The organism is Pseudomonas sp. FBCC-B1565, from assembly GCF_059133265.1.
The window spans coordinates 4190570-4202873 of sequence record NZ_CP101438.1 but is presented as its reverse complement, the minus strand read 5'-3'; the positions used below and the strand labels follow the sequence as shown (position 1 = coordinate 4202873).

The 12304-nt window shown below is 60.6% G+C and carries 10 protein-coding genes and 2 pseudogenes; 6 read left to right on the top strand and 6 right to left on the bottom strand.

The window, feature by feature from the left end:
* Position 1: 1 nt before the first annotated feature.
* Positions 2 to 1081 carry an alpha/beta fold hydrolase gene (locus NL123_RS19310; RefSeq protein ID WP_494356105.1) on the top strand — a complete coding sequence of 360 codons (1080 nt, stop codon included), beginning with the start codon at positions 2 to 4 and terminating at the stop codon, positions 1079 to 1081.
* Positions 1082 to 1093: 12 nt separating this feature from the next.
* Here the strand turns inward: NL123_RS19310 and NL123_RS19305 are convergent, their stop codons facing one another.
* Together NL123_RS19305 and NL123_RS19300 are read right to left on the bottom strand one after the other, a co-directional pair.
* Positions 1094 to 1915 carry a DeoR/GlpR family DNA-binding transcription regulator gene (locus tag NL123_RS19305; RefSeq protein WP_058426997.1) on the bottom strand — a complete coding sequence of 274 codons (822 nt, stop codon included), beginning with the start codon at positions 1913 to 1915 and terminating at the stop codon, positions 1094 to 1096.
* A gap of 67 nt (positions 1916 to 1982) precedes the next feature.
* Positions 1983 to 2903 (bottom strand): LysR family transcriptional regulator, encoded by a 921-nt coding sequence (locus NL123_RS19300; protein ID WP_248487748.1) that lies wholly within the window; start codon positions 2901 to 2903, stop codon positions 1983 to 1985.
* Positions 2904 to 3042: 139 nt separating this feature from the next.
* Between NL123_RS19300 and NL123_RS19295 the strand changes: the two genes are divergently transcribed.
* Positions 3043 to 4098 carry a tartrate dehydrogenase gene (locus NL123_RS19295; RefSeq protein ID WP_494356104.1) on the top strand — a complete coding sequence of 352 codons (1056 nt, stop codon included), beginning with the start codon at positions 3043 to 3045 and terminating at the stop codon, positions 4096 to 4098.
* Positions 4099 to 4191: 93 nt separating this feature from the next.
* Entirely contained in the window at positions 4192 to 5523 is a 1332-nt protein-coding gene (locus NL123_RS19290) for a dicarboxylate/amino acid:cation symporter (protein WP_494356103.1), read from the top strand.
* On the opposite strand, the pseudogene NL123_RS19285 reads toward NL123_RS19290, so the two are convergent.
* The 3 genes and pseudogenes from NL123_RS19285 to NL123_RS19275 all read right to left on the bottom strand — a co-directional run.
* A pseudogene (locus tag NL123_RS19285) lies at positions 5461 to 6003 on the bottom strand (methyl-accepting chemotaxis protein); the annotation flags it as partial. The gene NL123_RS19290 and the pseudogene NL123_RS19285 sit on opposite strands and share 63 nt — an antisense overlap.
* A 369-nt stretch (positions 6004 to 6372) precedes the next feature.
* Positions 6373 to 7248 (bottom strand): annotated as a pseudogene (locus NL123_RS19280) (cache domain-containing protein); the annotation flags it as partial.
* A 299-nt stretch (positions 7249 to 7547) separates the two neighbouring features.
* Positions 7548 to 8438, bottom strand: coding sequence for a bestrophin family protein (locus NL123_RS19275; protein ID WP_058426992.1), 891 nt, complete (start codon positions 8436 to 8438; stop codon positions 7548 to 7550).
* Positions 8439 to 8885: 447 nt separating this feature from the next.
* On the opposite strand from NL123_RS19275, the gene NL123_RS19270 reads away from it, so the two are divergent.
* Together NL123_RS19270 and NL123_RS19265 are read left to right on the top strand one after the other, a co-directional pair.
* Complete coding sequence (locus NL123_RS19270) at positions 8886 to 9749, top strand: hypothetical protein (RefSeq protein WP_494356102.1); 864 nt, start codon at positions 8886 to 8888, stop codon at positions 9747 to 9749.
* Between the two features lie 26 nt (positions 9750 to 9775).
* On the top strand, positions 9776 to 10801 hold the full coding sequence (locus tag NL123_RS19265; RefSeq protein WP_494356101.1) for a GGDEF domain-containing protein: 1026 nt from the start codon (positions 9776 to 9778) through the stop codon (positions 10799 to 10801).
* Positions 10802 to 10817: 16 nt separating this feature from the next.
* Here NL123_RS19265 and NL123_RS19260 read toward each other — a convergent pair whose 3' ends face one another.
* Positions 10818 to 11117: an ArsR/SmtB family transcription factor gene (locus NL123_RS19260; protein ID WP_058427156.1), complete on the bottom strand. Its 300-nt coding sequence runs from the start codon at positions 11115 to 11117 to the stop codon at positions 10818 to 10820.
* A 92-nt stretch (positions 11118 to 11209) separates the two neighbouring features.
* Between NL123_RS19260 and NL123_RS19255 the strand changes: the two genes are divergently transcribed.
* Entirely contained in the window at positions 11210 to 12301 is a 1092-nt protein-coding gene (locus NL123_RS19255) for an NADH:flavin oxidoreductase/NADH oxidase (RefSeq protein ID WP_248487755.1), read from the top strand.
* The last annotated feature ends 3 nt before the right edge of the window (positions 12302 to 12304 follow it).

Sequence of the window (12304 nt, the reverse complement as noted above, 5' to 3'; positions counted from 1 at the left end):
TATGCAGCACTTCACCGTCCGGCCTGCTCCAGGCTGGCTGTTTGCGTTGTCTTGTGTACCTTCGATGCTCTGCGCTGCACCATTGCCATCGGCGACGGAGGGCGATTGGGTCGCGCCCGAGTTCACTTTTCACACGGGTGAAAAGCTGACCAACCTGAAATTGCATTACCTGACGCTGGGCGATCCGGCTCACCCGGCGGTCCTGTATCTGCACGGCACGTATCGACCTGGCAGCGACGTGCTGGGCAAGGATTTCGGCGGTGAGTTGTTCGGGCCGGGCCAGCCCCTGGACGCCAGCAAGTACTACATTATTTCCACCGATGGCATAGGGGTCGGCCAGTCGACGAAACCGTCGGATGGGCTGCGCGCCACGTTTCCCGCCTACAACTATGCCGATATGGTCCAGGCGCAGTATCGACTGGTGACCGAGGGCCTGGGGGTCAAGCACCTGCGCCTGGTCATCGGTAATTCCATGGGCGGCATGCAGACCTGGATGTGGGGCCAGACCTGGCCTCAGATGATGGATGGTCTGGTGCCCATGGCATCGCAGCCCACACAGATGTCATCACGCAACTGGATGATGCGTCGGCTGCTGGTGGAGTCGATCAGGCAGGACCCTGCGTGGAATAGCGGCAATTACACCCAGCAGCCGCCTTCGTTACGTCTGGCCAATGCGCTATTCAGTGTAGGCACCAGTGGCGGCACCCTGGCTTACCAGGCGGCTGCGCCGAGCAGAGCGCTGGCCGACAAGCTGGTGGACGAGCGCCTCAACGCTGCGCAAACGGCTGACGCCAACGACTTTATCTACCAATGGCAATCGTCTGCCGATTACAACGCTGCCCCCGGGCTGGGCAATATCCAGGCCCCGGTACTGGCGATCAATTCGGCGGATGACGAGCGCAATCCGCCCGAAACCGGCACTCTGGAGGCGTCCCTGAAACACATCAAGGACGCGCGTTTGCTGCTGATCCCGGCCAGCGCTGAGACGCGCGGCCATGGCACTACGGCGATGGCGAAGTTCTACACCCGGGAGTTGGCGGCGTTCATGCAACACACCGAGCAGGTACGCCAGGCGCGTTAACACGCCGTCGGGTCACGCCGGCGTTGGATCGCCCGGCAGCATCAGTTCGATGCCGCGCTTGCGGATACCGTCAGCGGCCGCCGGGGCCAGGGCGTCGTCGCTGATGATCACATCGAACGGCTCCAGCCCGGCGATGCGGTACATGCTGAAGGTGCCGTACTTGGAACTGCTGGCCACCAGTACTACTTGAGCAGCTGATTGCATCGCCACTTGCTTGACCTCGACCTTCAGCGCCGAGGGGGTGGTGATGCCACGGTGCAGGTCCCAGGAACTGGTGGACACAAAAGCGATATCCGTGACCACCTGGCGCAAAGTCGCCACCGCCAGCCCGCCGACGCAAGAGTGATTGTCATGGTCCAGTTGGCCACCGGTGTGGATCACCGTGACCTGGGGCGCATCCATCAGGGCCTGCACGATCCCGAAATCGTTGGTGACCACCGTCATCCCCGAAAGCGCCTTGATATAGGGGACGATCTCCAGGGTGCTGGTGCCGGCATCCAGGTACACCGTCATGTCCGCGTGCAGCAAACGTGCTGCCAGTCGTGCCATCGCCTGCTTTTGTGGCAATTCCACTACGGCTTTGGATTGATGGCTCGGCTCGCTGTGCAACTGGCTGGCGATCCTGACGCCCCCGGTGACGGAGTACGCCCGGCCTTCCTGTTCCAGCAGTGCAATGTCACGGCGTACGGTCATGTGCGAGCAGTCGAACATCTCCATCAACTGGTGCACGCTCATCACCTGATGCTTGCGCAACTGACGCAGGATTTGCTCGCGACGCTGCTCGGGAATCATCGGCGTGCTGCTGTCGGGGGCAGTGTCCTTGGGGGTTGGCATTGAGGCTCCGGGTCGGTCTGGGGGCTGGGGCACATAGTAGCGAATATGCGTTCCGAGGTGATGCACTTCAGTCAGTCATCAGTGCGTCATCGACTGTGTCCAGGTGCTTGAAGCGTTCGATCAGAAAGTCAATCAGGCTGCGCACCCGTGCCGACAGGTGCAGTTGTTGCGGGTATACCGCGTACACATCGGCGCGAGTGGGGGTCTGGTCCTCCAGTACCAGGCGCAGGCGCCCGCTGCGCACGTAGCGAGCGATGTCCCATTCGGCGCGCAGTAGAATCCCGTAGCCCTCCAGTGCCCAGTTCAGCGCTACCTCGCCGTCGTTGCAGCCCAGGGCGCCGTGCACTTTGATGTTGTCCGTATGCCCGCCGTGGGTGAACGACCACACGCCATACGGCGATTCGTTCTGACGGATGAAGATGCAGTTGTGCTGGTGCAGGTCGGCGAGCTTTTCGGGTGTGCCGTATTTGTCCAGGTACAGCGGCGAAGCGCACAGCAGGCGGCGGTTGGAGGCGATCTTGCGTGCATGGAACGCCGCGTCCGGCAGGCTGCCGAAGCGGATGCCGAGGTCGAAACCGTGGGTCGTCAAGTCCAGCGGGTGATCGCTGATTTCCAGCTGGATCTCGACCTCCGGGTACTGCGCAAAAAACGCTGCCAGGGCCGGGCCGATATAACGGCGGCCGAACCCCAGCGAGGCATTCACCCGAATCAGGCCCTTGGGCGTGGCGCGACTACTGCTGAGCACCTGCTCCAGTTCGTCGATCTGGGTGAGGATGCGCGCCGCATGGGTGAAATACAGCTCACCCTCGGAAGTCAGGCTCATCGAACGGGTAGTGCGGTTGACCAGGCGAATGCCCAGGCGCGCCTCCAGTGCCGTCAGGCGTTTGCTCACTGCCGGCGGAGTCACCCCCAGTTCGCGCGCGGTGGCGACCAAGCTGCCTTTGTTGGCGAGCAGGTAGAAAAACGACAAATCCAGGGTTTGGCTCATTCGTAACTCAAGGTTATTTATGTAGTGATTTCGAGTCGATCATGCTGCTTTGATCGCTACATATACTCCGATCACCCCCCGCTTGGACAGCCTGGCTGCGGCGGGACACAACAACAAACGTGACGAAGCGGAGTGAATGATGAGTGCATACAACATTGCGGCAATTCCAGGAGACGGTATCGGCGTTGAAGTGATCGCCGCGGGCGTTGAAGTCCTGCAAAGCCTCGCGAACAAAGCCGGCTTTGCAATGAACTTCAAGCATTTCGAGTGGAACTCCGATAACTACCTGAAAAACGGCTACTACATCCCTGAGGGGGGGCTGGAAGAGCTGAAGACCTTCGACGCAATTTTCTTCGGTGCAGTGGGGGCCTTGAACGTGCCGGACCACATCTCCCTGTGGGGCCTGCGCCTGCCGATCTGCCAAGGCTTCGACCAGTACGCCAACGTGCGTCCGGCGCGGGTGTTGCCGGGGGTGAAAAGCCCGTTGCACAACGGCGACCAGATTGATTGGGTGGTGGTACGGGAAAACTCCGAAGGCGAGTACTCCGGCAACGGCGGGCGGGTGCATCGCGGCTTGCCCGAAGAGGTGGCCACTGAAGTGTCGGTGTTCACCCGTGCCGGTGTGGAGCGTATTCATCGTTTTGCCTTCGACCTGGCCCGCAGTCGCCCCCGCAAGCATCTGACCCTGGTCACCAAGTCCAATGCCCAGCGTCACGGCATGGTGCTGTGGGATGAGATTTTCTACGAAGTGGCCAAGGACTTCCCGGATGTGAAAATCGACAAGGAACTGGTCGACGCCGTGACCACGCGCATGGTGCTCAAACCTTCGACCCTGGATGTGATTGTGGCCACCAACCTGCATGCTGACATTCTTTCCGACCTCGCCGCCGCACTGTCCGGCAGCCTGGGTATTGCGCCCACGGCCAACCTCAACCCTTCGCGCCGGTTCCCGTCGATGTTCGAGCCGATCCATGGTTCGGCGTTCGACATCACCGGTAAAGGCGTGGCCAACCCCATCGCGACATTCTGGACCGCCGCCATGATGCTCGAACACCTGGGCGAGCCAGCCGCCGCCCGGCAATTGATGTCAGCCATCGAGGCGGTCACCGAAAGCGGCCTGCACACCCCTGACCTGGGTGGCGCTGCCAGCACCCGCCAGATCACCGATGCCGTCATCGAGCTGATCAACCGCTGATTCACGGGAGTACTGCGGCACAACGCCAAGGGCCGGCGGTCACGTCCGCCCCCCCTGGCATTTCCTGACAACAATAAGAATCAGGGCCCTGTCATGAAAAGAATATTTGGCAAACTCTATGTGCAAGTCCTCATCGCGGTCATCCTCGGTGCGATTGTCGGGGTGCTTGTGCCCGACACCGGGACCGCGCTCAAGCCATTGGGCGATGCATTTATCAAGCTGATCAAGATGCTCCTGGCACCGGTGATCTTCCTTACGGTGGTCACCGGCATTGCCAAGATGGAGAACATGAAAGAGCTGGGCCGCGTGGGTTTTCGCGCGTTGATCTACTTCGAAGTGGTATCCACCCTGGCCCTGGTGGTCGGGCTGGTGGTGGTGGATGTGTTCAAGCCCGGCGCCGGCATGAACATCGATGTGGCCACCCTCGACACCTCAAGCCTTGCCACCTACACCACGGCGGTCAAGCACGCCTCGTTCATGGACTTTGTCATGAACATCATTCCCGACACCCTGGTGGATGCGTTTGCCAAGGGCAATGTGCTGCAAATCCTGCTGTTTTCTATCCTGCTGGGCGTTGCGCTGGCTGCTGTGGGGCCGCGCGGCAAGCCGTTCGTGGACACGCTGGACAGCCTCATGCAGGGCATGTTTCGTATTGTCAACATGGTCATGCGCCTGGCGCCTATCGGTGCGTTTGGCGCCATCGCGTTCACCATCGGCAAGTACGGCTTCGGTTCGTTGTTTTCCCTCGGCAAGCTGATGGCCTGTGTCTACCTGACGTGCGCGGTGTTTGTGATCTTCGTGCTGGGGCCGATTTGCCGCTACAGCGGCTTCAGTTTGTGGAAGTTCCTCAAGTTCATCAAGGAAGAGCTGTTCACCGTGCTCGGCACCAGCTCGTCGGAGTCGGTATTGCCGCAAATGATTGCCAAGATGGAGAGGGCCGGGGTGTCCAAACCGGTGGCCGGCATGATCATCCCCTCGGGCCTGACCTTCAACCCCGACGGCCAGGCGATCTACTACACCATCGCCGCGATTTTCATCGCCCAGGCCACCAACACACCGTTGAACCTAACTGATCAGTTGATCGTGCTGGCGGTGTTGATGTTCACCTCAAAGGGCTCGGCGGGAGTAACCGGCTCAGGCTTTATTATCCTGGCGGCAACGCTGTCGTCACTGGGCACTATTCCGGTGGCGGGCATGGTGCTGCTATTGGGGGTAGACCGCTTTATGTCGGAAGCGCGGGCGATCACCAACACCATCGGCAATGGCGTGGGCACCATGGCGATCGCCAAGTGGGTGGGGGCGCTGGATACGGTGAAAATGCGCAAGGCCCTCGACGGTGAAGTCGAGAGCCCGAGTGCACATTCAGAACTTGAAGCGGCCCACCAGCCCCTTGAGCTGCCCGGAAATATCCGTCAACCGACCTGACCCGGTCTGCGCCGAATGGGCAAACCCTTCGACCAGTTGCGCATCGGCATGGATTTGCGCGATGTGCCGGTTGATCTCTTCGGCCACCTGGTGCTGTTCTTCGGCGGCGGTGGCGATCTGGGTGTTCTGGTCGCGGATCGAGTCCACCGAGCCACGGATCTTGTCGAAGCTGTCGCGGGCCTGCTGGATGCGCTCCACGCTGGTGTGGGACACCAGCAGGCTGCCTTGCATCTGCTGGGTCACTTCCTGGGTGCGACGGGCGAGGTTGCCGAGCAGGCTGTCGATCTCGCCGGTGGAGTCGGCGGTGCGGCGGGCGAGGGCGCGGACTTCGTCGGCAACTACCGCAAAGCCGCGGCCCTGGTCACCGGCACGGGCGGCCTCGATGGCAGCGTTGAGCGCCAGCAGGTTGGTCTGTTCGGCAATCGAGCGGATGGTGTCGAGGATGGTGTTGATGTTTTTGCTGTCCTGCTCCAGCTGCTGCATGGTCTGGGTCGAGCGTTGCAGGTCTTCGCTGAGCTGGAGCACGCTGCCGGTGGCTTCGCCGATGTGCTGCTGGCCGTCGTGCACATCGCGGTAGCCTTCATCGGCACTGGTGGCGGCGGCGCTGCAGGAGCGGGCGACTTCGTTGGCGGTGGCCACCATTTCGTTGAACGCGGTGCTCACCAGTTCCACCGCTTCACGTTGGCGGCCGGCGGCCTGGTTCATGTTGTGGGCGACTTCGCTGGTGTCGGCGGCGGCGGTTTGCAGGTCGGACGAGGCATTGCCGATGCGCTGCACCAACTGGGCGATCATGCTCAGGAACTGGTTGAACCAGCCGGCCAGGCTGGCGGTTTCGTCCTTGCCTTGCACTTTGAGCTGGCGGGTCAGGTCGCCTTCACCTTCGGCGATCTCTTGCAGGCCGTCGGCCACGCCGCGAATCGGACGTACGATCACGCTGGCGAAACTGGCGCCGACAATCGCGAAGACTACGGCCAGCGCGGCGGCAATCGCAGCGATCAACCAGGTAAGGCGGGTCGCACCGGCCATCACTTCGTCGCGCTTGATCAGGCCGATAAAGCGCCAGCCGAGGTCTTTGGAGCTGACCATGTTGGCCATGTAGGCCACGCCATCGATGTCAATCTGGCTCACGCCGTCGCCGCGCTTGGCCAGTTCGGCGTAGTTGGGGCCCAGGTCGGCCAGGGGCTTGAAGTTGTGCTTGGCGTCGCTGGGGTCTACCAGCACGTTGCCGTTGCCTTCCACCAGCATCAGGTAGCCGCTGTCGCCGAGCTTGATGTTGCGCACCAGTTCGGTGAGCTGCTTGAGCGAGACGTCCAGGCCGACCACGCCGAGGATCTTGCCGGCGGCATCGGTGACGGTGTGCACGGTGCCGATCAGCGTCACGTCGTCCGGCGCCCAATAGTAGGCGCCAGTGCGCACGGTTTTACCCGGCGCGGCGATGGCCGCCTGGTACCACGGGCGTACGCGTGGGTCGTAGTTGTTCAGCTTGGTGTCGTCGGGCCAGCTGGCGTAGCCGCCGTCGGCGAGGCCCAGGGACAGGTAGGCGGTGCTCGGATGGCTCTTGGCGAACTGGTCGAAAATCTCCAGCAGCGCTGTGTTGGTGGGGGTGAGGGGGATTTGCGCGGCGTCGGCGCCGGCGTAGCTCTTGAGGTCCTTGGCCGCGACAACGCGCGGGTCCTTGGCCACATAGTCGACGTTCTGGCTGATGCCGTCGAAGAATTGCTTCATGCCATTGTCGATCTGGCGGATCTCGCGGCCGCTGCTGTCGAGGAAATTGGCCTGGGCCCCCTCGCGCAGATTCAGTACAACCAATACAGCGACCAAAATAACCGGGACGCACGCGATGGCGGCAAACGCCCAGGTCAGCTTTTGCTTGATATTCATGACTTCACCCGCGGGTATTTATAATTTTGGCAAGGAGAAAACAGTAGCGTCGAGCGTCGCATGTGTTGTTTTTAGGGGGTGTGGCCATGCGTACCCCCTGTATATCGACTGCGCGGGCACGCACTTGAGGGCCGAGAGAAGGTTTAACCGATGCGTTCGCCACCCAGCGCATCACGCTGCATCGACTGCAGGTTTTTCTCGATGGTTTCGCAGATGGTGTCCATCTGGATCTGGTGTTCGCTGGAGTTGAACGGGCTTTGCAGGTCGGTGCCGATGCGCTCGATGGCCAGCAGCATGAAACCCACCACCGTCGAGGCCAGCGGGGTGAACCAGCCCAGGGACTCCACCAGGCCCACCGGTACGATCAGGCAGAACAGCGAGATAAACAGCCGTGGGAAGTACACGTAAGGGTAGGGCAGCGGGGTGTTGGCGATCCGTTCCATGCCGCCCTGGGCGTTGGACAAGTCCACCAGGGTCGACTCCAGCCGCGCCAGGCGGATGCTGTCCAGGTGACCGGCCTTGTACTCCCTGGCCAGCAACGCCGCCGAGCCGGTGAGAATATCGTTGGCAAAGTTGTTGGTGGCGCCGTTGCGCGCAAACTCATCGCCGGGGATAAACGCACGGACTTCTTCGGGGCACGGTTGGCCCTTGAGGTGCGCGGCCAGGCAATTCACATAGGCCACATGGCGACGCAGCAGGGTGGCCTTGACCGGGTTCACTTCGCCGTCGGGGTCGTCCAGCAGGGTCAGCACCTGGCGCGCAAAACTGCGTGAATTGTTGACCATTGCGCCCCACAGGGTGCGGGCTTCCCACCAGCGGTTGTAGGCACTGCTGTTACGGAAACTGATCAGCACCACCAGCGCCGAACCCAGCAGGGTCAGGGGCATCAGCGGCAGATTGATCTTGTAGGTGAGAAACAACATGAAGTCCACGGTGACGGCGACGTCCCACAGCAACAGCCAGAACAGCGCCCAGCCCACGTAGCCCATGGTCTTGATGATCAGGCGGTACTTTTTGAGGATGGCGGCTTTCAAATGGGGACCTCGCGGCGAACGGTAAGCAACAGTGCTTAAGCTCGGACGCGGGTCGCGGTGAAAGGTTCGCCCCATGGCCTGAATCGTTTAAGTGGTTCACACCGGCTCCCGTGAGAGTCGTCGCAGTTCTTCCAGTGCCGCCAGGATTCAATGGCATCGGCGAACAGGTCGATTGAACAGTTTCATCACAACGCTTGGATATATTTAAAGGCAGCGAAGCACCGCAGCTGTCATGGGCGTGTATGAGTGGGTTGCTTTAGGGACGCCAATACGTTTTGGAACAATTTTGGTAGCGATGATGTCTGTCGGGTTACTCGCGATACATTGCGTTCGAGGCAAAACGCCATCAGTGGTGGTGTTTACGACGTGAGTTGTTGTGAGACCTGGTTGCAGAAGTGCTGCGCCATCGATCAGTGAATTCCAGTAGGTTGATCAGGGCTCTTTCTCATGTGCGTCAGTTCGTTGAAGTGGGCGTTGGATCATTCCGCGCAGGTGTTGGAACGTCACGGGGAATTTGAATGCAGTATTCGCGCGCACTACGCCATTCTGCTGGGTCCCTATTCAAAACGACCGTTTTTCTACAAGACAGCGCTGAAGTTCAACCGTTTGATGGTGTCTTTCACGCTGCTGAGTGAATATTTCTCCAAGCCCGCGCCATTGTTGTCCGACGTGAAAGCGTTCTGCGTGGCTCGCGGTTTCTGTTCCAGGAACAGCCTGGAGTCGATCTTCCTGCTGTTCAGGGCCCTGGGGTTCATGAAGGTCGCTGGCCACCCTGACGACAGCCGTTTTCGGGTGTTCAGCCCATCGCCGCAGGCTTGCCATGAAGTCAGGTCGATGCTCAATTCCGTGGTGCAGCCGCTGGGACCAATGTGCCCCAGTGAAGCGCAGGTCCAGCGGATGAGTGAGTTGGACGACCGAGCCTTCCTGGCACTTTATTTCAAAGGTTTTGCCACCCTTCTTTCAAATAAGCTGACCATCGATGTATTGCTGCCGGAATGTGACTGGCTGGTTAACCGCGATGCCGGACATATGCTGATGTTGGCGATTTATAACGATGCGTGCTCCTTGGACAATCAGGGTGCAAGTTTCAGGACGTCATCTTATCTTTCGTTGGCGACACAACTTTCCGTGTCCAAGACCCATGTGATTCGTCTGGTTCAGGAGGGTGTTGAAAAAGGTTGCTTTAAAGTGCATTCCAAGACGCAGTTGGAAGTATTGCCGCCCTTTGTAAAGTTGGTGCGCCGTTTCATGGCGTATTCATTTGCAATCACCCTGCTTAGTATCGAGTTGGGCCAAGCCAGCAAAATATAGGCAACTTATGCGCAGGGAGTGTTGAGATGCCGGCTGACTTAAAGCTCAGGCCAAGGATGCAGAGGTTATTGTCGCCCGCTGTTGCCCAGGCGGAATGGATAGGCCTGATTGCCTGGTGGTGGGTGCTCTTGGTGGATCCGGTGCTGGAGTTCGGGTGGTACACCGTGCTCATTACCGTCTGTTTGACAGCGTTGTGTCGATTTCACCGGCGGTTGGCCAATTTCCTGGCCTGGCGGGCGTTCGGTGTGGTCTATATGGCGGTGTTGGCCGGCGGCTTTGCGTTGGTGATGCAGACCGATCAGGCGTTGCAGGTATTTGCTCTACCGCTGGCGGTGATTCTGGTGCTGAGCAGTGCCTTGCTCTTTATCGCAGTCCAGGATTTCTTGATAGGCGCTGCATTGATCTGGTCGATGCTGTGGCCAGCTGTTCATATGTCGATCTACGCCGGGGTTGAGGTTTACCTGGTGATGTTCTGCCTGGCGTCGGTGTCGATCGGCTTTATCTTGAATTATTCCTACCTGAAGAACCTGCGTTCCGTATTGCTGGTCGAGAGTGAGTTCCGGGAACTGGCAGAAACGGATTACTTGACCTCCATCCTGAACCGACGGGCCTTTATCGAACGTTTCGCCAAGGTGATCGCCGACGGTCAAGGCGGCTACTTCATGATGATGGATATTGATAGCTTCAAGCTGAAAAATGACCAGTTTGGCCATGATGTCGGCGACAAGATTCTCTGCGCGATGGCTCATTGCCTGAAAGCCACCCCTGGCAGCGACAGCTTTGGCCGGATCGGGGGCGAGGAGTTCGGTGTCTTGCTGGTGGGGGATGACCCTTGGGCGGCCACGGATTTTGCCGCGCGCCTGCTGCAAGCGATTCGCGGCAGTGTCCCGCCACCCCATCACTACACGTGCAGTGCCGGCATGACGCATTTCTCGGCGGGCGCCGATATGTCAGCGGTACTCAAGTGCGCCGACCGCAACCTGTATGCCGCCAAGCGCAATGGCAAGGACTGTGTGTATCTGGATGGCGAGCCGGTGGCTGCTTCCCGGTGAAACGCAAAGACGGGCCTCAGTGCTGGGCCAGAATGCTCGCAAGCAAGCCGGGAAAGCGGCCTTCAAGATCTTCCGCACGCAACGCATTCAGATGAGTGGTGCCCACGCTGCGGGTTTGCACCAACCCGGCATCGCGCAACACCCGAAAGTGATGGGACATGCTCGACTTGGGCCGCCCGCCGTCTAGTTCGCCGCACGTGGCCTCGGGTACGCCGGCCAGGCAGCGCACGATTTCCAGGCGCACCGGATCACTCAGGGCGTACAGCACGCGCTCAAGGGTCAGGTCTTGCAGGGGAGGGTGTTTGAAGGCTCGCATGAAACGAATCATAACAGGGGGCTATCGTTGAATACCATAGTTCGATTACCATCGAACTATCGAATCAACCACCTGCTCACTGGAGTTGTCCCATGGCCGCACTGTTCGAACCGTTCAAACTCAAAGATGTCACCCTGCGCAATCGCATCGCTATCCCGCCGATGTGCCAATACATGGCCGATGACGGCATCGTCAACGACTGGCACCTCGTGCACCTGGCCAGCATGGCCCGTGGCGGTGCCGGCCTGGTGGTGGTCGAAGCCACTGCTGTCGCGCCGGAAGGCCGTATCACCCCCGGTTGCGCGGGCCTGTGGAGTGATGCGCATGCCGAGGCGTTCGTGCCGATGGTCCAGGCGATCAAGGCCGCCGGTTCCGTGCCGGGCATCCAGATCGGCCACGCCGGCCGCAAGGCCAGCGCCAACCGTCCGTGGGAAGGGGATGACCATATCGCCGCCTCCGACGCCCGCAGCTGGGAAACCATCGCTCCCTCGGCCATCGCCTTCGGTGCCAACCTGCCACAGGTGCCTCGCGCCATGACCCTGGACGACATCGCCCGGGTGCGCCAGGACTTCGTCGACGCCGCCCGCCGCGCCCGTGACGCCGGCTTCGAGTGGATCGAGTTGCACTTTGCCCATGGTTATCTGGGCCAGAGTTTCTTCTCCGAACACTCCAACCAGCGCACCGATGCCTACGGCGGCAGCTTCGACAACCGCAGCCGTTTCCTCCTGGAAACCCTGGCCGCCGTGCGTGAAGTCTGGCCGGAAAACCTGCCGCTCACCGCACGTTTCGGCGTGATCGAGTACGACGGCCACGACGAGCAGACCCTCACCGAATCCATCGAACTGGCCCGCCGTTTCAAGGCCGGTGGCCTGGACCTGCTGAGCGTCAGCGTCGGTTTCACCATCCCCGACACCCACATCCCGTGGGGCCCGGCGTTCATGGGGCCGATTGCCGAGCGTGTACGTCGCGAAGCTGGTATCCCGGTCACGTCAGCCTGGGGCTTCGGCACGCCGCAACTGGCGGAAGGTGCGTTGCAGGCCGGGCACCTGGACCTGGTGTCGGTGGGGCGTGCGCACCTGGCCGACCCGCATTGGGCGTATTTTGCGGCCAAGGAACTGGGGGTCGAGAAGTCCTCGTGGACCTTGCCTGCGCCTTACGCGCATTGGTTGGAACGTTATCGCTGAGGC